Here is a 17,279-nt window from a genome sequence, read left to right on the forward strand (position 1 = left end):
CTTTGGGGCGCCTGGGGGGTCTGTGCATTAGAGCCTCCAGAGCGTCCGCTGCCGCATGGCAAAACCCGTCGACTTCGCCAAACAATGGTTTGCCACCCGCGGCTGGCGCCCGTTCGCCTTTCAGAAAGACGTGTGGAAGGCCGTCAAGGAGGGTCAGTCAGGCTTATTGCATGCCAGTACCGGCGCGGGTAAAACCTACGCGCTGTGGTTCGCAGCCCTCAATCGTTTCGCCGTAACGCGCCCACCCGCTACCGGCAAGCGCAAGCCTGCGGCCGAACCCCTGACCGTGCTGTGGATCACACCCATGCGTGCGTTGGCCGCCGACACCGCGCGCGCCCTCGAGGCGCCGTTGGCGGCATTGCAGATTCCCTGGAGCGTCGGCCTGCGCACGGGCGACACCAGCAGCAGCGAACGTGCGCGCCAGACCCGCCGCCAGCCCACCACGCTGATCACTACGCCGGAAAGCCTGACACTGATGCTCGCGCGCGCCGACAGCGAGGTCAGCCTGGGGCATCTGCGCATGGTGGTGGTGGATGAGTGGCACGAACTGATCGGCAATAAACGCGGCGTGCAACTGCAATTGGCGTTGGCGCGTCTGCGGCGCTGGCACCCGGATTTGCTGGTGTGGGGTATTTCCGCAACCTTGGGTAATCAGGCGCACGCGCTGGAGGTGTTGGTCCCACAGGGTGGCGGGATAAATGTGCAGGGGCAGACCGCCAAACAGCTGCAAGTGGACACACTGCTGCCGCCCACTGCCGAACGCTTTCCCTGGGCCGGACATATCGGTTTGAAGATGCTGCCGCAAGTCGTGGCGCAAGTGGACTCGAGCAGCAGTTGCCTGGTATTCACCAACACCCGCGCGCAATCGGAAATCTGGTATCAGGCGTTGCTCGAGGCCAGGCCGGACTGGGCCGGCCTGATTGCGCTGCATCACGGTTCGCTGTCGCGGGAAACCCGTGACTGGGTGGAGCGTGCGTTGAAAGAAGGCCAACTCAAGGCGGTGGTGTGTACCTCAAGCCTGGACCTGGGCGTGGACTTTCTGCCGGTGGAACGAGTGCTGCAGATCGGTTCGGCCAAGGGTGTGGCGCGCCTGATGCAACGCGCCGGCCGCTCGGGGCATGCACCGGGGCGGCCGTCACGGGTGACATTGGTACCGACCCACAGCCTGGAGCTGGTGGAAGCCGCCGCCGCCCAGGATGCGATTGCCCAGCGGCGCATTGAAGCCCGCGAATCGCCGCACAAACCCTTGGATGTGCTGGTGCAGCATCTGGTCAGCATGGCCCTGGGCGGTGGGTTTACTCCCGACGCGCTGCTGGCGGAGGTACGCGGTGCCTGGGCCTACCGCGACCTGACCGACGCCGATTGGGCCTGGGCCCTCGCCTTTGTGCGCCATGGCGGGCTGTCGCTCACCGCCTATCCGGATTACCGCCGCGTCGAGCCCGACGAACAGGGCATCTGGCGCGTCCCCGATGCGCGCCTGGCACGCCGCCATCGCATGAGCGTGGGCACCATCGTCAGCGATGCGAGTATTCATCTGAAGTACTGGAGCAAGGGCGGCGGCGGCAAGAACCTCGGCAGTGTCGAGGAAGGCTTTATTGCACGGCTCAAGCCGGGGGATGGCTTTCTGTTCGCCGGGCGCCTGCTGGAGCTGGTGCGCGTGGAAAACATGACTGCCTATGTCCGCCGCAGCACCGCAAAAAAAGCCGCCGTGCCGCGCTGGAATGGCGGGCGCATGCCCCTTTCCAATGAACTGGCGCAGGCGGTGATCGAGCGCTTTGACGCGGCGGCTCAGGGTCGCTTCGAGGGGCCGGAAATGCGTGCGGTGCAGCCGCTGTTGCAGACGCAATTGCGCTGGTCCGGCCTGCCGACCCGCGACCACTTGCTGGCGGAGTTTCTCAAGTCACGCGAGGGCTGGCACCTGTTTCTCTACCCCTTCGCGGGGCGTCAGGTGCATCTGGGGCTGGCAAGTTTGCTGGCGTGGCGCGTCAGCCGGCGGCAACCCGTGACTTTTTCCATCGCGGTCAATGATTACGGGCTGGAGCTGCTGAGCGCCACCGAGGTGCACTGGCCGGATATCTTCAACGAGGCACTGCTCAGCCCGCAGGAGCTGCTGACGGATGTGGCAGAAAGCCTCAATGCCGGTGAACTGGCGTTGCGCCGCTTTCGCGAAATCGCGCGCATTGCCGGGCTGGTGTTCGCCGGCTATCCCGGTGCGCCGAAAAGTACTCGCCAGGTGCAGGCTTCCAGCGGGTTGTTCTTCGAAGTGTTCAAGCAATACGACCCGCAGAACCTGTTACTGGCCCAGGCGGGGGAAGAAGTCCTGCGCAACGAACTCGACATTCAGCGCCTGGAGGAGACGTTGCTGCGCCTGTCGGGGCTGCAACTGGACCTGCATGTGATCCAACGACCTACGCCGCTGGCCTTCCCCCTGCTGGTGGAGCGGATGCGTGAAAGCCTGAGTTCGGAAAAACTCTCGGAGCGCATTGCGCGGATGGTCAAGGACCTGGAAAAAATTGCGGACAAAGGAAAAGGTTAATGGCTTGTTCGATAACGCTTGAGGGTGAGCAGTTGTGGTTGCTGGCGGACAAAGCGGTGTACTGGCCGGCGCGCCACAGCCTGTTGATCGCCGACGCTCACTTTGGCAAGGCTTCGGCCTACCGCAGCCTCGGGCAACCGGTCCCCCAGGGCACCACCAGCGAAAACCTGCAGCGCCTGGACCGGCTGCTGGCGGCGTTTCCCTGCAATGAGGTGATCTTTCTCGGCGACTTCCTCCACGGCCCCGGCTCCCACGCCAGCGGCACCCTGGGCGCGCTGAGGGCCTGGCGAGCGCGGCATGCCGAGTTGCCCATCACGTTGATTCGCGGCAACCACGATCAACGCGCTGGCGATCCGCCTGCCGACTTGGGCATTGAGGTCGTTTCCGAGCCTCTCTTAATGGGCCCGTTCGCGCTGCAGCACGAACCGGACGCCCACCCCAGCCATCATGTGCTGGCCGGGCATGTCCATCCGGTGTATCGCTTGCGCGGCAGAGGTCGGCAGAGCCTGCGCCTGCCGTGCTTCCAGATAGGCGATCGCGTCAGCCTGCTGCCGGCGTTTGGCGCATTTACCGGAGGGTATGCAGTGGAACAGGACAGTGAGCGCCGAATCTTCGTGATCGGCGATCACCAGGTATGGCCCGTTCAGTGAACGCCGGTTGGGCGTGCGTGGATCAGGCCACGGGCGCGGGTGGTGGCTCATCCGGCAGGGTCGGCTCACCAGGTTCGGTAGGTTGCGGATAGTCCGGCTCAGGTTGGCCGGGGATGCCGCCCGCATAAGCAGGGTCGGCCATCAAGGACCAGGCCAGAACACCAATCTGGTTGGGTTCAAGCCGGGCAAGTTCTGCGCTGATTCGCGGGTTGATCTTCATAAGGCACTCCTCAAGCGTGGCTCGACGCGTTTCACACGCGCCGAGGCAGTACACCTAGATAGAGTCACTTTCTGCAGACTAATTCCCTTTAAGCGTAGGAGCTTTCTATCAAGCGCGTGGGAGAGTAACGCCGCGCTGGCCCTGGTACTTGCCCGCACGGTCCTTATAGGACACTTCACATGCCTCGTCGGACTGCAGGAACAGCATCTGTGCCACGCCTTCGTTGGCGTAGATTTTCGCCGGCAAGGTGGTGGTGTTGGAGAACTCCAGGGTCACGTGGCCTTCCCACTCGGGTTCCAGCGGCGTGACGTTGACGATGATGCCGCAACGGGCATAAGTGCTTTTACCCAGGCAGATGGTCAAGACGTCGCGTGGAATACGGAAGAATTCCACGGTTCGGGCCAGGGCGAAGGAGTTTGGCGGGATGATGCATACGTCGCTCTTGACGTCGACGAAGCTTTTTTCGTCGAAGTTCTTCGGATCGACGATCGCCGAGTTGATATTGGTGAACACCTTGAATTCATCGGCGCAACGCACGTCGTAGCCATAGCTGGAAACCCCGTACGAAATCACGCGTTCGTCACCTTCGCCACGAATCTGGCGCTCGACGAACGGTTCGATCATGCCGTTTTCCTGCGCCATGCGGCGAATCCACTTGTCCGATTTGATGCTCATGGCGGTGTCCTGAATAGCGAGGTGGAAAAATTCTGTGGGGCATCTTACCGGGGCCGGCGGTGGGGTTCAAAGGGCGCACCGCTTTTAATGACGAATGCACCGGTGTCCATAACCCCCAGCCAACGGGGCCGGGGCTCCTGGCGCAGTTTTACGGGACAATAAATACCACCGCCAGTGACGAAATTAGAGAAACCTGCGGAAATACCATTGGCACGTTCCGGAAAAAGGGTTAAGGTGGCGTCACTGTGTTGCTTGTGTCACTGAGAATCTCTACACGATATGTTGAATTTCGATCCAACCATCTCCAAGAATTTTTCCTGCTCTTTGCACTCAGTCTCGGCCAGGGCTTTTCCTGAGTCGCAGTTAACTTTGTTCAAGGAGTTACACCATGTCTAATCGCCAAACTGGTACCGTTAAGTGGTTCAACGATGAAAAAGGCTTCGGCTTCATCACTCCACAATCCGGTGACGACCTGTTCGTTCACTTCAAAGCTATCCAATCCGACGGCTTCAAAAGCCTGAAAGAAGGCCAACAGGTTTCTTTCATCGCTACCCGCGGTCAGAAAGGCATGCAAGCTGAAGAAGTTCAAGTTATCTAACTTGTACTGACTTAGTCGAAAAGACCCCGCCCTCAAAAGCGGGGTTTTTTTATGCCTGGGAAAATGTAGGAGGGGGCTTGCCCCCGATAGCGGTGTGTCAGTCGAAGCCTATATCGACTGAAGCGCCGCCATCGGGGGCAAGCCCCCTCCCACATTCAAGCCTTCAAGCAGGGTCGTTATTGAAACAACGACTCACTCGACAAGCCGTTCTTCTCCAGGATCTCGCGCAAGCGCTTGAGACCTTCTACCTGAATCTGCCGAACCCGCTCACGGGTCAGGCCGATCTCCAGGCCTACGTCCTCCAGGGTACTGCTCTCATGGCCGCGCAGGCCGAAGCGGCGAATCACCACCTCACGCTGCTTGTCCGTGAGTTCCGACAGCCACTGGTCGATGCTTTGGGACAAATCGTCGTCCTGCAACAGTTCGCAAGGATCCGTCGGACGATCATCCGTCAGGGTGTCCAGCAGGGTTTTATCCGAATCCGGACCCAGCGAGACGTCAACCGAAGACACGCGCTCGTTCAGGCCGAGCATGCGCTTGACCTCCCCTACCGGTTTTTCCAGCAGGTTGGCGATTTCTTCGGGCGAAGGTTCATGATCGAGTTTCTGTGTCAGCTCCCGTGCTGCCCGCAGGTAGACGTTGAGCTCCTTGACCACATGGATCGGCAACCGGATCGTGCGGGTCTGATTCATGATCGCCCGTTCGATGGTCTGGCGAATCCACCAGGTGGCGTAGGTCGAGAAGCGAAAGCCCCGCTCAGGGTCGAACTTCTCCACCGCCCGGATCAAGCCCAGGTTGCCCTCCTCGATCAAGTCCAGCAGCGACAATCCGCGATTGACGTAGCGTCGGGCGATTTTAACCACCAGGCGCAGGTTGCTTTCAATCATGCGTTTGCGCCCAGCCGGATCACCCTTCTGCGACAGACGCGCAAAATGGACTTCTTCTTCGGGGGTAAGCAGAGGGGAAAAGCCGATTTCATTGAGGTACAACTGGGTCGCATCGAGCGCCCGGGTGTAGTCGATGTACTTGTGTTGCTTTAACGCGGAGGAGTTCTTGGATTTGGTGCGAACCGAGGGGGGTGAAGCCCTCTCATTATCTGACATCGTTTCCGTAGCGATGCCGGTCTCCATAAGGAGAACCTCATCGTCGATGTCAAACTCCGGCGCTTCTTTACTGAGAGCCATTGTTATAGTCCTTTGGTGAGTTCGACCTCAAGCTCAAGCGACGCCTTTATCCTTGGCAACGCTGGAGCCTGTTCCTTCTACGTGAGGGAACAGGCTGGCAACACATCAACGACGGGGTAGGAATTGCAGTGGATCTACAGGTTTGCCCTGACGGCGAATCTCAAAGTGCAGTTTCACCCGGTCTGTCCCCGTTGAACCCATTTCGGCAATCGTCTGTCCGACCTTGACCTGCTGCCCCTCCCGAACCAACAACCTGCGGTTATGACCGTAGGCACTGACGTAGGTATCGCTGTGTTTGATGATGACCAGCTCGCCGTAGCCCCGTAGACCACTCCCGGCGTACACCACTGTCCCATCAGACGCAGCCAAAACAGGCTGTCCCAAATCCCCGGCGATATCAATGCCTTTATTCAAACTGCCGTTTGAAGAGAATTTTCCAATCAGCACACCGTTTGAGGGCCATCCCCAACCGGTCGGCGCAGGCCCCGCAGGAGGCAATGGCGCGGGTGCCGGCTTGGTCGCGACCGAAGGCGAGGCGGTGCCTGCCGGCCGTGTGAAGACCGTGGTTTTGCTCGAAGAGGAAGACGAAGAACCGGACTTTGTCACAACGGCCGTAGGCGCCGAACCGGTGCGACCATCGAAACGAATCGTCTGCCCCGGATGTATCGTATAAGGCAGGGGAATGTTGTTACGAGCTGCAAGCGCCTTGTAATCCCAACCGTAACGGAAGGCAATCGAGAACAACGTGTCGCCCTTGCGTACAACGTACTGGCCCGTGGTCACCATCGGCTTTTGCGGTGCCGCATTCGTGCGGTCGACCACCCGCGCACCACCGGATGGCGTGCTCGAGCAGGCGGCCAGTAAGGAACTCAAGACAAGGCCAAGCACCAGTCGCTGAAAGCTTGTTTTACTCATTCGCTGCGCAGGACCTGTGAGACTCACCCGCCGCTCCCTTTGTGGTGGCTGAACATTAACGCCCGTATCAGGCTTGAAATATGACGCAAGTATAACTGGGCATTGGCTTATTACCGGCACACGGCTGAAACGAAAAATTCATCGTGTTTAATGCCGGCTCTCACCGTTGTTGAATCTATAAACCCCGCTGTAAGACACATCCGCGTCTATGGAATTCACTATCAGGGAATAAATGTCAGGCCAGCGGGCCGTTGAGCAACGGCACGAACCGCACGGCGCCAAGCACATGCCGGGAAAAGCCGTCGTCCTCGCGAATGATGAGCATCAATTGTTGCACTTCGCCAGAGCCCACCGGGATGACCAGTCGACCGCCAGGCGCCAACTGGTCCAGCAACGCTTGCGGCACATCGGTGGCCACTGCAGTCACGATGATGCCGTTGTAGGGCGCCAATGCAGGCCAGCCTTCCCAGCCATCTCCCCAACGAAACACCACGTTACGCAGGTTCAGCTCCACCAGGCGCTCCTTGGCGCGGTCCTGCAGCACCTTGATGCGCTCAACCGAGAACACCCGCTCGACCAACTGGGACAACACGGCGGTCTGGTAGCCGGAGCCGGTGCCGATTTCCAGCACCTTGTCCAACGGGCCCGCGGCCAGCAACAGCTCGCTCATGCGCGCGACCATATAGGGCTGGGAGATGGTCTGGTTGTGGCCAATAGGCAGCGCGGTGTCTTCATAGGCGCGGTGCGCCAGGGCTTCGTCGACAAACAGGTGCCGAGGCGTGCGCCGGATCACTTCCAGCACCTGCGCATTGGACAGGCCTTCTTCGTACAGACGCTGAATCAAACGCTCGCGGGTGCGCTGGGAGGTCATCCCGATGCCACGGCGCAGCAGGTCGTCCTGTTCACGAGCCATCAGCGCAGTCCCTCCAGCCAGCCATCCAGACCACTGAAGGCATCACTGAAGGTGCGATCGAATTGCAACGGGGTAATCGATACATAACCTTGCATCACCGCATGAAAGTCCGTGCCCTCGCCACCATCCTCGGCGTCGCCGGCCGCCGCGATCCAATAGCCTTCCCTGCCACGCGGGTCGACCACCTTCAAGGGGGCCGCCGCACGGGCACGGTGCCCCAGCCGCGTCAGCTGGATGCCGCGAATATGGTCCAGAGGCAGGTTGGGAATATTGACGTTGAGCACGGTGCGCGGCGGCAGGTCCAGGGAACCGTGCGCCTCTACCAGCTTGCGCGCGTAATACGCCGCCGTGGCCAAGTTATCCAGTTGCCGGGAGGCGAAGGAAAACGCGAACCCGATCCCACCCAGAAAGCGCCCTTCGAGGGCTGCCGCCACGGTGCCGGAATACAGCACATCGTCGCCCAGGTTCGCACCCAGGTTGATGCCCGACACCACCAGGTCCGGCGCGTGCTCCAGCAGGCTGTTGATCGCCAGGTGCACACAGTCGGTGGGCGTGCCGTTCACGCTGATAAAGCCATTGGCCAGGACCTTGGGGTGCAACGGACGGTCGAGCGTCAGCGAACTGCTGGCGCCGCTCTTGTCCTGGTCGGGGGCAACCACCACGCACTCGGCGTAATCCGCCAGCGCAGCATGAAGCGCGGCGAGACCGGGTGCGGTGGCACCGTCATCGTTTGATATCAGAATACGCATGGGTTGTCCGTCGGCCCCACCGGCACCAGATCAACAAGCTCGCGCACCAATACAGTGGCAAAGCATCCGGCCGGCAGGACGAATTCCAATTGCAGAATGTCAGGCCCGGGATAATGCCACGTCAACCCGCCAATGGGCAGTCGCAGAATGCGACGTTCTTGGCTCATGCCCGCATTCACTAGCCAATCACGCAGGTCAGCTTCTGCGGCGGCGACAGATTGTTCCAGTTCGTACGTAGGACCCTTCGCCGGCGACTCACCCTCGCCCCACTGCGGGCCGGTGGGGTGCAGGTCCAGGATCGCCAGGCGCGGATCGCTGCATTCAGCCTCCCCGGCCGGGAAAAAGCTGCGGCTGTCGGTGAAGGCGAGCAGGTCGCCGACCTGGGCGCGTTGCCACGAGCCGTCAGCGACGCGTGCCGCCAACACTTTGTTGAACAGAAAGCTTCGGGCGGTGGACAGCAGCCGCGAACGCACATTGCGCTGTTCCGGCAAGGCCTTGCGCGCAGCCCAGTCACGGGCATCGACGACATTGCCGCCGTTGTGGCCAAAGCGCTGGGCGCCGAAATAGTTGGGAATGCCGTGCCGGGCAATCAATTGCAGGCGCACATCGAGGGCGGCGGTATCACCGGCCAACTGGGTCAGGCGCAAGGTGAAGCCGTTGGCTGCATGGGCGCCGCGCTGCAGCTTGCGTTTGTGCCGGGCGGTTTTCAGGATCCTGAGGGTGTCGTTCTCGGCGGCACTCATGTCCGGGTCGGCCTTGCCGGGCAGTTGCACGCTGAACCACTGGCGGGTCAACGCCTGGCGATCCTTGAGCCCGGCATAGCTGACGGTGCGCAACGGCACGCCCGCCGCCTTGGCGATACGCCGCGCCGCTTCCTCGGTATTCAGGCCGCGCTTCTCCACCCACAACCACAAGTGTTCGCCCTCGCCGGTCAGCGGGATGTCGAGCACTTCGTCTACCTGGAAATCTTCGGCAGTGGCCTTCAGCACCGCGCTGCCCAAGGCCTCGCCATAGGCACGCGGGCCGAGTAATTCAAATTCGTTCATGCGCGCAGCAACAAGGCGACGGAGTGCACGGCGATGCCCTCTTCACGACCGGTGAACCCGAGCTTTTCGGTGGTGGTGGCTTTCACGTTGACTTGGTCCAATTCTATTTGCAGGTCTGCGGCAATCAGGGCACGCATGGATTCGATGTGCGGGGCCATTTTTGGCGCCTGGGCCACGATGGTGTTATCAACGTTACCGACTTTCCAGCCCCTGGCATGGATCAAACCCACGACATGGCGCAGCAGGACACGACTGTCCGCACCCTTGAAGGTTGGATCGGTGTCCGGAAAATGCTTGCCGATATCACCCAACGCCGCTGCGCCGAGCAATGCATCGCTCAAGGCGTGCAGGACAACGTCGCCGTCGGAATGAGCCAGCAGCCCATGATGATGCGCGATACGCACGCCGCCCAACGTGATGAAATCGCCTTCAGCGAAACGGTGCACATCGTAGCCGTGGCCAATACGCATAAAAAAACGCCCCGATTTAATTCAGGGCGTGATTCTACCTACTTTTGCCTCACATTAACCGAGCAAAGCACGACCATGATGGCGCAAATGGTCATCGATGAAGCTGGCGATAAAGAAGTAGCTGTGGTCATAGCCAGGTTGCAGGCGCAGTTCCAGCGGATGGCCGGCGGCCTTGGCCGCTTGCTGCAGGGCCTCGGGCTTGAGCTGCACGGCGAGGAAATCGTCGCGATCGCCCTGGTCCACCAACAGCGGCAACCGTTCCGAGGCTTCGCTGATCAGTACGCAGGCATCCCATTCACGCCACTTCGAGCGCTCCTCTCCCAGGTAATGGGAAAAGGCTTTCTGGCCCCAGGGACAATCCATCGGATTGCTGATCGGCGAAAACGCCGACACTGACTGGTAACGTCCGGGATTGCGCAGCGCACAGACCAACGCACCGTGGCCGCCCATCGAGTGACCGCTGATGCCGCGCTTGTCCGAAGCCGGGAAGTGCGCTTCCACCAGCGCCGGCAATTCCTGCACCACGTAGTCATGCATCCGATAATGCCTGGCCCAGGGTTGCTGGGTGGCATTGAGGTAAAAACCCGCGCCGAGGCCGAAGTCCCAGGCATTGTCCGGGTCATCGGCAACACCGGGGCCGCGCGGGCTGGTATCCGGTGCCACGATGATCAAGCCCAGCTCGGCGGCCATGCGCTGGGCGCCGGCCTTCTGCATGAAGTTCTCGTCGGTGCAGGTCAGGCCGGACAGCCAATACAGCACCGGCAGCTTGCCGCCCTGCTCCGCTTGCGGCGGCAGGTAAACCGCGAAGGTCATGTCGCAATCGAGCACATCGGAGTGATGCTTATAGCGTTTGTGCCAGCCGCCGAAGCTTTTCTGGCAGGAAATATTTTCCAGGGGCATGGGAATTCTCCCAGCTGCAAGTTGCAAGCTTCAAGCGGCAAGAACGCGTACAGTCACTTGCAGCTTGTAGCTTGTCACTTACCGCTGCTTCAAAAATGAATGACGGTACGAATGCTCTTGCCTTCATGCATCAGGTCAAACGCTTTGTTGATGTCTTCCAGGCCCATGGTGTGGGTGATGAAGGTGTCCAGCGGGATCTCGCCGGTCTGGGCCATGTCCACGTAGCTTGGCAATTCGCTGCGTCCGCGTACGCCGCCGAATGCCGACCCGCGCCAGACGCGACCGGTCACCAGCTGGAAAGGACGGGTGGAAATTTCCTGGCCGGCGCCGGCCACGCCGATGATCACCGACTCACCCCAGCCTTTGTGGCAGCACTCCAGGGCCGCACGCATCAGTTGAACATTGCCGATGCATTCGAAGGAAAAGTCCACGCCGCCATCGGTCAAATCGACAATCACGTCCTGGATCGGGCGGTCGTAGTCTTTCGGGTTGATGCAGTCGGTAGCACCCAGCTGCTTGGCGATTTCGAATTTGGCCGGGTTGATGTCGATGGCAATGATGCGACCCGCCTTGGCTTTCACCGCGCCAATCACCGCCGACAGGCCGATACCGCCCAGACCGAAGATGGCCACGGTGTCGCCCGGCTTGACCTTGGCGGTGTTGAGCACCGCACCGATACCGGTGGTGACGCCGCAACCGAGCAGGCAGACTTTTTCCAGCGGCGCTTCTTTAGAAATCTTGGCCACCGAAATTTCCGGCAGCACGGTGTACTCGGAAAACGTCGAGGTGCCCATGTAGTGGAAAATCGACTCGCCCTTGTAGGAGAAACGCGTGGTGCCGTCAGGCATCAGGCCTTTGCCCTGGGTGGCACGGATGGCCTGGCAGAGGTTGGTCTTGCCTGACAGACAGAATTTGCACTTGCCGCATTCCGGGGTGTACAGCGGGATCACATGGTCGCCAACGGCAACCGAGGTCACGCCTTCACCAATGGCCTCGACCACTGCGCCACCTTCATGACCCAGAATCGACGGGAAGATGCCTTCCGGGTCCGCGCCCGACAGCGTATAGGCGTCGGTGTGACACACGCCGGAGGCGACCACGCGCAACAGCACTTCACCCGCCTTGGGCATGGCGACATCGACTTCCACGATCTCGAGGGGTTTATTGGCTTCGAAGGCTACGGCGGCGCGGGACTTGATCATCCGGGTTTCTCCATGGAGTTGAACATTGATGGAATGAGTGTAAACCATGGCTTATTGATTAATAATCCAGGCAAAAGCAAAACATTATTGCCATACAGGGACAATCAACGTGTCGGAAAACCGCTGGGAAGGCATCGATGAGTTCGTCGCCGTGGCCGAATGCAGCCAATTCACGGCAGCGGCCGAGCGCCTTGGGGTGTCGTCGTCCCATATCAGCCGCCAGGTGGCGCGCCTGGAAGAACGCCTGCAAACGCGCCTGCTGTATCGCAGTACGCGCAAGGTGACGCTGACCGAAGCGGGCCAGACCTTCCTGCACCACTGCCAACGTTTGCAGGACGGTCGCGAAGAAGCCCTGCGCGCAGTGGGCGACCTGACCAGCGAACCCAAGGGCATGTTGCGCATGACCTGCGCGGTGGCCTATGGCGAACGTTTTATCGTGCCCCTCGTCACAAGGTTCATGGCGCTCTATCCGCAGTTGCGGGTCGATATCGAGCTGAGCAACCGCCCGCTGGACCTGGTGCACGAAGGCCTCGACCTGGCGATTCGCCTCGGGCGCCTGCAAGACTCGCGCATGGTGGCCAGTCGCCTGGCCCCTCGGCGCATGTACCTGTGCGCGTCACCTTCCTACCTCGAACGGTATGGTCGGCCACATAGCTTGTCGGAACTGAGTCGGCACAACTGCCTGATCGGCAGTTCGGATATCTGGCAACTGGCCCAGGACGGACGCGAATTTTCCCAGCGGGTGCAGGGCAACTGGCGCTGCAACAGTGGGCAGGCGGTGCTGGATGCAGCGCTGCAAGGTGTGGGGTTATGCCAGTTGCCGGACTATTACGTGCTGGAGCATTTGCAACACGGGACGCTGGTGTCGTTGCTCGAGGCCCACCAACCGCCAAATACCGCGGTGTGGGCGCTGTACCCGCAGCAACGGCATTTGTCGCCGAAAGTCAGGAAGCTGGTGGATTTTCTCAAGGAAGGCTTGGGTGACCATCCGGTTTATCGAGCATAAACAATTACCGCCCGTGTATTGCCTGGTTAGCGGTCAATAGCCGCTTTGACTGCACAAACCAGGCAAGCCGATGACGTCCAACGCCCAACAGCTCCAGCATATCAATCACTTTGTCCGCAAGGTCCTGGCGGACTTTCCAGTGCCCAGCGCCATTGCCGCTCAATTGCTGTGTGAGCATCTGCAACCGTTCAGCCAGGAAACACTGGATCCGGACACCACATTCCTGACCACGCTTGAATACAACACCGACCACCCCGACGCGGCGTACAACGCACAGATCATCCAATCCATGAGCCTGACCGAGGCCATGATCTGCAATGCCCCCCATGCCCCAGGCGGCATGATCAACACCACGGGTTTTTCCACCACCGCGCCTTACTTCAAGATCGTGACCGAACTGCCGCGCCTGATGGATAACCGCATACCGCAAATGTTCAACGAAGAGTTCATTACGTCCGGCTGGATACCGCCCAGGCGTTATGAAGCGCTCTACCGGCAAAGCGACCCTCAGGTCTACGATCCGACTACCCAATTGGCGATTGCGCCTGCCGTTCTCAGGAGGGTCATCGATTCAAGCCACTTCGAACACACCTACGACAAGGCCGTCACACTGTTCTGGGACGAGCATCGGGACAACTACACCACCCTGATGCGCATCGCATTTACCAAGGCCTACCTCCATCAGTACGCAGAATTCACCCTCACCCTGGCAGAACGGCAGCTCGCCGCCCGAGCGGCAGGTATCGGCGTCGACAAGGACGCCGGCAACCTGACCCTCGAAGACTTCCAGGCGCCTTACTCACCGGATGCAAACCTGACCGTACGGGTGCTGCGCATCCATCAATTCGAAGCCACCGACATCCTCACGATTACCGACAACCAGAGCCAGATCACGCTGGCGTACATCCCGGGAAACTCCTCGCCCATCCATGGTTTCAATACCCCGAAAGACATGCGCAGTGCGCTGGTGAAACTGGCCGGGGATCCGACCCTGCGCAAAGCCCTGACCAACCACTTTGAACCCGACTCGGTTGACTCCGGCCTGCTCTACAGGGGTGTCGAGGAAGCATTGATCGGCATGGCGATGTACCCGAAATCCTCCAGCCCTCCCGGTTTTTTCAACAGTTTGTTGCACAACGGCTATTGGGACCCGGAGCAATACATCAATAACCCGCTGTATCCGGCGCTCAGAAGTGACCCATTTGCGTTCATCGCACGCCAGATCCGCACTCGCATTGCCAAGCTGGCGGCAAAAACCATTGTCTCGCCTCTGGACACGTTCAAGGCCGATACCCTCGACGTTCTGGAAAAGGCCTGCATGCTGGCGATCCCCGTGGCGCTGACCATGGGCACGGCGTTGCTGGCGGAGTTTTGCTTCGTGACATCGGGCTTGACTGCAATGGCCATCGGCGCCGATGACGTGATCAAAGACAAAACCCACGCCGTCGAGCGCATTGTGTTCGGCGCCTTGAACGCGCTCCCGGTGGTTATCCACGGCATCGGTAAAGGGGTGAGCAATTTTGAGACGTTGCGACCTGGGCTTGGCCAGGCCACGCGGGCAGAGGAAGGCCAGATCAGTGTCCGGGTTATGACTGAAGCCCCCGCGTCGGCCGAAACCGAGACTCGCCCCCTGATCGCTACGACCGCCCCCAGTGGCTTGCAGAGCGTCAGGATTCAGGGCGAGACCTTCCTGACCTACAAAAAACCGAATGCCGGGGGCCTTTTCGAGTTATTCGTAAACAATCCAGAAGCCCCGGAAAAGATCCAATCCACCGGTCTCTACGCGATTCAAAGCGCCGACCTGCAATGGCGACGTGCCGGGCTGGCCGGAGGCGGGGCATTTCGCAATGCCTGGCAACGGGTTTACACACTGTTCGGCGGCGCCGAGAACGCAAGCTTCTTCAGCCTCTACGAGATGCCTGCGCACGTTCGCGAGACGCTCGTGGAAATGCTCACTGACACCAGCTTGTTTTCGGAAGACTTCGAACCCGTCGGCACGGCTGCACAATCGATCAACAGCACCCGGAAACTGTTTTTCGAGAAAAGAAGCCAATTAAACCGCGATTCGGCGATCTTCTTTAACCGCCTGCCCTATTCACCCCTGCAGCCGGTACTCCCGCGCTTGAGCTTGAACGAGCCGCAGCAAAGTATTATCGAGAAATTGCTGCGCGCCAGTGATGGCCTCGTGATCGGCGAAAGCCACAGCGCCGAATCGAGCAAAGCCTTTCTGATCGATAACATGCAGCTACTCGCCAGCCAGGGCGTCAAACGCCTCTACTTCGAACATCTGCTGACGGATGTGCATATTCCGATGCTGAGGGCGTTTTACCGGTCCAAGAACGCACCAATGGCCGAGGAGCTGACAAATTTTCTGAACGGGATCTACCCATTGCCCCAAAACCGTTATTACTCATTCAGACACGTCGTGAGCACAGCCCGAGACGCCGGGATCAAGGTTCAGCCGATCGACTGCATCGTGAGCTACATACTTCGCGATATCCGCGACAGCACGGGCACCCTGCGCCAGCGGATGATGAACTATTACGCCACCGAGGTGATTCAGTGGGTCCAGACCTTCAAGCGCAGACCAGGAAAATGGATCGCACTGGTGGGCGATACCCATACCAATACCTTCAAGGGTATCCCTGGGCTGGCAGAACTCACCGGCAGCATCGGCCTGCGGATAGAAGATAGAGTGGGCGCCCAACCTTTAGGCATCGAAGTCGACCCGGGGCGCACTGCCAGCCTGGGCCTCAATAAAGGGGAAGGCACAGTCAAAGCCAACCTGGTGTTGCGCGTTGACCCTGCCGCCCTGCAGCACTCGATGGAACCCCAGCCCGGCCCTTCGCACAGTCGCGTGGTGTCGTCGGCCGAGACATTGCTGATGCAGCCGGGCCAATTCATGCTCCGCGAGGCCAGCCACATTGACTATCGCTCCCGACGTGGGGAACTGCGCAATATCAGGATCAATAGCCAGGCGGGTAGGTACTTCATCGAGGCGTCCGGCTGGTCTATCGATCAGAAGCCATTCGACAGCATTGAGGCATTGGTCAGCGAGCTGAAAACCCAGCCCGGGATGCGGCAAGTCTACCGCTAAGGGTCAGGACCTTTGATAACCCCGGCGCTGACGCAGCCATTCGAGGTCTTCGGGGCGGGTGACCTTGATGTTGTCCGCACGCCCTTCGACCAGCCGCGGCGCCTGGCCGGACCATTCCATGGCCGAGGCTTCGTCGGTGATCATGGCATCGGCAACCAGGCTGTCGGCCAGGGCGCGGTGCAAGGCGCCCAGGCGGAACATCTGCGGCGTGTACGCCTGCCAGATCAGGCGACGGTCGACGGTTTCGACCACGCGGCCTTGCTTGTCGACACGCTTTAAGGTGTCGCGAGCGGGCACCGCCAGCAGACCGCCCACTGGGTCGTCCGCCAGTTCAGCCAACAGCTTGTCGAGGTCGTCACGGTTCAGATTGGGCCGCGCGGCATCGTGCACCAACACCCAGTCGTCATCACTGGCGCCCAGGGCGTTGAGATGCAGCAGCGCGTTGAGCACCGAGCCCGAGCGTTCCGAGCCACCGTCCGCACGCTGGATACGCGGGTCGGTGGCGCACGACAGGGTGGGCCAATAGGGATCATCGACAGCCAGACTGACCACCAGGCCCTTGAGCGAGGGATGGTCGAGAAAACAGCCGAGGCTGTGTTCGAGAATAGTGCGCCCGCCCAGTTGCAGGTATTGCTTGGGACGGTCCGCGGCCATACGGGCACCGACGCCCGCGGCAGGAATCACGGCCCAGAAGGCCGGTAAATCAGCGTTCATTGGGCCAACTGGTAGAGGGTCTCGCCCTCCTTGACCATGCCCAACTCATGGCGAGCCCGCTCTTCAACGGTCTCCGTACCTTTTTTCAGCTCCAGCACTTCAGCATCGAGGACGCGGTTGCGCTCCAGCAGACGTTCGTTTTCGGCGTGCTGGTCGGCAATTTGCTGGGTCAGCTCTTCCACCTGCGCAAAGCTGCCATTACCGACCCATAGGCGGTACTGCAGGCCAGCCAGCAACAAGAGCAAGACGAGGAACAACCAATTGGGACTGCGCATCGAAATCCGGGTATCCAGTGAAAAAAGACCGTCATGCAAACCTTTTGCAGCAACTGATAGCACGAAGCCTGGAAAAACCAGGCTTGTGCTTGTCAGTCAGCAGATTAGCGCCGAAATGCCCACTGTCGT

General features: G+C 60.3%; 17 protein-coding genes. 5 read left to right on the top strand and 12 right to left on the bottom strand.

Going from position 1 to position 17,279, the window contains the following annotated elements:
• Window positions 1-55: 55 nt before the first annotated feature.
• Window positions 56-2,536 carry a ligase-associated DNA damage response DEXH box helicase gene (locus tag J1G34_RS14650; RefSeq protein ID WP_222994264.1) on the top strand — a complete coding sequence of 827 codons (2,481 nt, stop codon included), beginning with the start codon at window positions 56-58 and terminating at the stop codon, window positions 2,534-2,536.
• A complete protein-coding gene (gene pdeM, locus J1G34_RS14655) occupies window positions 2,536-3,186 on the top strand; it encodes a ligase-associated DNA damage response endonuclease PdeM (RefSeq protein WP_122483339.1) in 651 nt (216 codons plus the stop codon). Before J1G34_RS14650 ends, pdeM begins: the two co-directional genes overlap by 1 nt.
• Window positions 3,187-3,208: 22 nt before the next feature.
• Here the strand turns inward: pdeM and J1G34_RS14660 are convergent, their stop codons facing one another.
• The gene (locus J1G34_RS14660; protein ID WP_065886112.1) at window positions 3,209-3,406 is read right to left on the bottom strand and encodes a hypothetical protein; all 198 of its coding nucleotides are present in this window, start codon (window positions 3,404-3,406) and stop codon (window positions 3,209-3,211) included.
• Window positions 3,407-3,514: 108 nt separating this feature from the next.
• A complete protein-coding gene (gene dcd / locus J1G34_RS14665) occupies window positions 3,515-4,081 on the bottom strand; it encodes a dCTP deaminase (protein WP_222994265.1) in 567 nt (188 codons plus the stop codon).
• Window positions 4,082-4,469: 388 nt separating this feature from the next.
• On the opposite strand from dcd, the gene J1G34_RS14670 reads away from it, so the two are divergent.
• Window positions 4,470-4,679: a cold-shock protein gene (locus tag J1G34_RS14670; RefSeq protein WP_002554837.1), complete on the top strand. Its 210-nt coding sequence runs from the start codon at window positions 4,470-4,472 to the stop codon at window positions 4,677-4,679.
• Window positions 4,680-4,855: 176 nt separating this feature from the next.
• On the opposite strand, the gene rpoS is transcribed toward J1G34_RS14670, so the two are convergent.
• The 8 genes from rpoS to J1G34_RS14710 form a co-directional block, all read right to left on the bottom strand.
• On the bottom strand, window positions 4,856-5,863 hold the full coding sequence (gene rpoS, locus J1G34_RS14675; protein WP_065886111.1) for an RNA polymerase sigma factor RpoS: 1,008 nt from the start codon (window positions 5,861-5,863) through the stop codon (window positions 4,856-4,858).
• A 105-nt stretch (window positions 5,864-5,968) separates the two neighbouring features.
• Window positions 5,969-6,805, bottom strand: a complete 837-nt coding sequence (locus tag J1G34_RS14680) for a peptidoglycan DD-metalloendopeptidase family protein (protein WP_122461567.1) — start codon at window positions 6,803-6,805, stop codon at window positions 5,969-5,971.
• Between the two features lie 208 nt (window positions 6,806-7,013).
• Window positions 7,014-7,649, bottom strand: coding sequence for a protein-L-isoaspartate(D-aspartate) O-methyltransferase (locus J1G34_RS14685; RefSeq protein WP_170827533.1), 636 nt, complete (start codon window positions 7,647-7,649; stop codon window positions 7,014-7,016).
• Between the two features lie 41 nt (window positions 7,650-7,690).
• On the bottom strand, window positions 7,691-8,440 hold the full coding sequence (gene surE, locus J1G34_RS14690; protein ID WP_065886108.1) for a 5'/3'-nucleotidase SurE: 750 nt from the start codon (window positions 8,438-8,440) through the stop codon (window positions 7,691-7,693).
• Complete coding sequence (gene truD / locus J1G34_RS14695; RefSeq protein WP_222994266.1) at window positions 8,428-9,486, bottom strand: tRNA pseudouridine(13) synthase TruD; 1,059 nt, start codon at window positions 9,484-9,486, stop codon at window positions 8,428-8,430. The genes surE and truD overlap by 13 nt, the downstream gene beginning before the upstream one ends.
• Window positions 9,483-9,956 carry a 2-C-methyl-D-erythritol 2,4-cyclodiphosphate synthase gene (gene ispF / locus J1G34_RS14700; RefSeq protein WP_057723182.1) on the bottom strand — a complete coding sequence of 158 codons (474 nt, stop codon included), beginning with the start codon at window positions 9,954-9,956 and terminating at the stop codon, window positions 9,483-9,485. The genes truD and ispF overlap by 4 nt, the downstream gene beginning before the upstream one ends.
• Before the next feature lie 54 nt (window positions 9,957-10,010).
• Window positions 10,011-10,856 (bottom strand): S-formylglutathione hydrolase, encoded by an 846-nt coding sequence (fghA, locus tag J1G34_RS14705; protein WP_262411809.1) that lies wholly within the window; start codon window positions 10,854-10,856, stop codon window positions 10,011-10,013.
• Between the two features lie 89 nt (window positions 10,857-10,945).
• Entirely contained in the window at window positions 10,946-12,058 is a 1,113-nt protein-coding gene (locus tag J1G34_RS14710; RefSeq protein WP_122461562.1) for an S-(hydroxymethyl)glutathione dehydrogenase/class III alcohol dehydrogenase, read from the bottom strand.
• A 109-nt stretch (window positions 12,059-12,167) separates the two neighbouring features.
• Between J1G34_RS14710 and J1G34_RS14715 the strand changes: the two genes are divergently transcribed.
• A complete protein-coding gene (locus J1G34_RS14715; RefSeq protein WP_122461560.1) occupies window positions 12,168-13,064 on the top strand; it encodes a LysR substrate-binding domain-containing protein in 897 nt (298 codons plus the stop codon).
• Window positions 13,065-13,134: 70 nt separating this feature from the next.
• Complete coding sequence (locus J1G34_RS14720; protein WP_222994267.1) at window positions 13,135-16,161, top strand: dermonecrotic toxin domain-containing protein; 3,027 nt, start codon at window positions 13,135-13,137, stop codon at window positions 16,159-16,161.
• Between the two features lie 3 nt (window positions 16,162-16,164).
• Here the strand turns inward: J1G34_RS14720 and ispD are convergent, their stop codons facing one another.
• Together ispD and ftsB are read right to left on the bottom strand one after the other, a co-directional pair.
• Entirely contained in the window at window positions 16,165-16,875 is a 711-nt protein-coding gene (ispD, locus tag J1G34_RS14725; RefSeq protein WP_122560358.1) for a 2-C-methyl-D-erythritol 4-phosphate cytidylyltransferase, read from the bottom strand.
• Entirely contained in the window at window positions 16,872-17,150 is a 279-nt protein-coding gene (gene ftsB, locus J1G34_RS14730; protein WP_057723188.1) for a cell division protein FtsB, read from the bottom strand. Before ftsB ends, ispD begins: the two co-directional genes overlap by 4 nt.
• Window positions 17,151-17,279: the final 129 nt, after the last annotated feature.

It is taken from the genome of Pseudomonas sp. Wu6 (genome assembly GCF_019891515.1).
GTDB classification, from domain to species: domain Bacteria; phylum Pseudomonadota; class Gammaproteobacteria; order Pseudomonadales; family Pseudomonadaceae; genus Aquipseudomonas; species Aquipseudomonas orientalis_A.

What these genes read in the sequence shown, in the direction of transcription:
- truD (WP_222994266.1), bottom strand. Translation starts at nt 9,486, where the DNA reads ATGAACGAATTTGAATTACTCGGCCCGCGTGCCTATGGCGAGGCCTTG.
- fghA (WP_262411809.1), bottom strand. Translation starts at nt 10,856, where the DNA reads ATGCCCCTGGAAAATATTTCCTGCCAGAAAAGCTTCGGCGGCTGGCAC.
- J1G34_RS14670 (WP_002554837.1), top strand. Translation starts at nt 4,470, where the DNA reads ATGTCTAATCGCCAAACTGGTACCGTTAAGTGGTTCAACGATGAAAAA.
- ispD (WP_122560358.1), bottom strand. Translation starts at nt 16,875, where the DNA reads ATGAACGCTGATTTACCGGCCTTCTGGGCCGTGATTCCTGCCGCGGGC.
- dcd (WP_222994265.1), bottom strand. Translation starts at nt 4,081, where the DNA reads ATGAGCATCAAATCGGACAAGTGGATTCGCCGCATGGCGCAGGAAAAC.
- J1G34_RS14720 (WP_222994267.1), top strand. Translation starts at nt 13,135, where the DNA reads ATGACGTCCAACGCCCAACAGCTCCAGCATATCAATCACTTTGTCCGC.
- J1G34_RS14660 (WP_065886112.1), bottom strand. Translation starts at nt 3,406, where the DNA reads ATGAAGATCAACCCGCGAATCAGCGCAGAACTTGCCCGGCTTGAACCC.
- pdeM (WP_122483339.1), top strand. Translation starts at nt 2,536, where the DNA reads ATGGCTTGTTCGATAACGCTTGAGGGTGAGCAGTTGTGGTTGCTGGCG.
- J1G34_RS14685 (WP_170827533.1), bottom strand. Translation starts at nt 7,649, where the DNA reads ATGACCTCCCAGCGCACCCGCGAGCGTTTGATTCAGCGTCTGTACGAA.
- J1G34_RS14650 (WP_222994264.1), top strand. Translation starts at nt 56, where the DNA reads ATGGCAAAACCCGTCGACTTCGCCAAACAATGGTTTGCCACCCGCGGC.
- ftsB (WP_057723188.1), bottom strand. Translation starts at nt 17,150, where the DNA reads ATGCGCAGTCCCAATTGGTTGTTCCTCGTCTTGCTCTTGTTGCTGGCT.
- rpoS (WP_065886111.1), bottom strand. Translation starts at nt 5,863, where the DNA reads ATGGCTCTCAGTAAAGAAGCGCCGGAGTTTGACATCGACGATGAGGTT.
- J1G34_RS14710 (WP_122461562.1), bottom strand. Translation starts at nt 12,058, where the DNA reads ATGATCAAGTCCCGCGCCGCCGTAGCCTTCGAAGCCAATAAACCCCTC.
- surE (WP_065886108.1), bottom strand. Translation starts at nt 8,440, where the DNA reads ATGCGTATTCTGATATCAAACGATGACGGTGCCACCGCACCCGGTCTC.
- ispF (WP_057723182.1), bottom strand. Translation starts at nt 9,956, where the DNA reads ATGCGTATTGGCCACGGCTACGATGTGCACCGTTTCGCTGAAGGCGAT.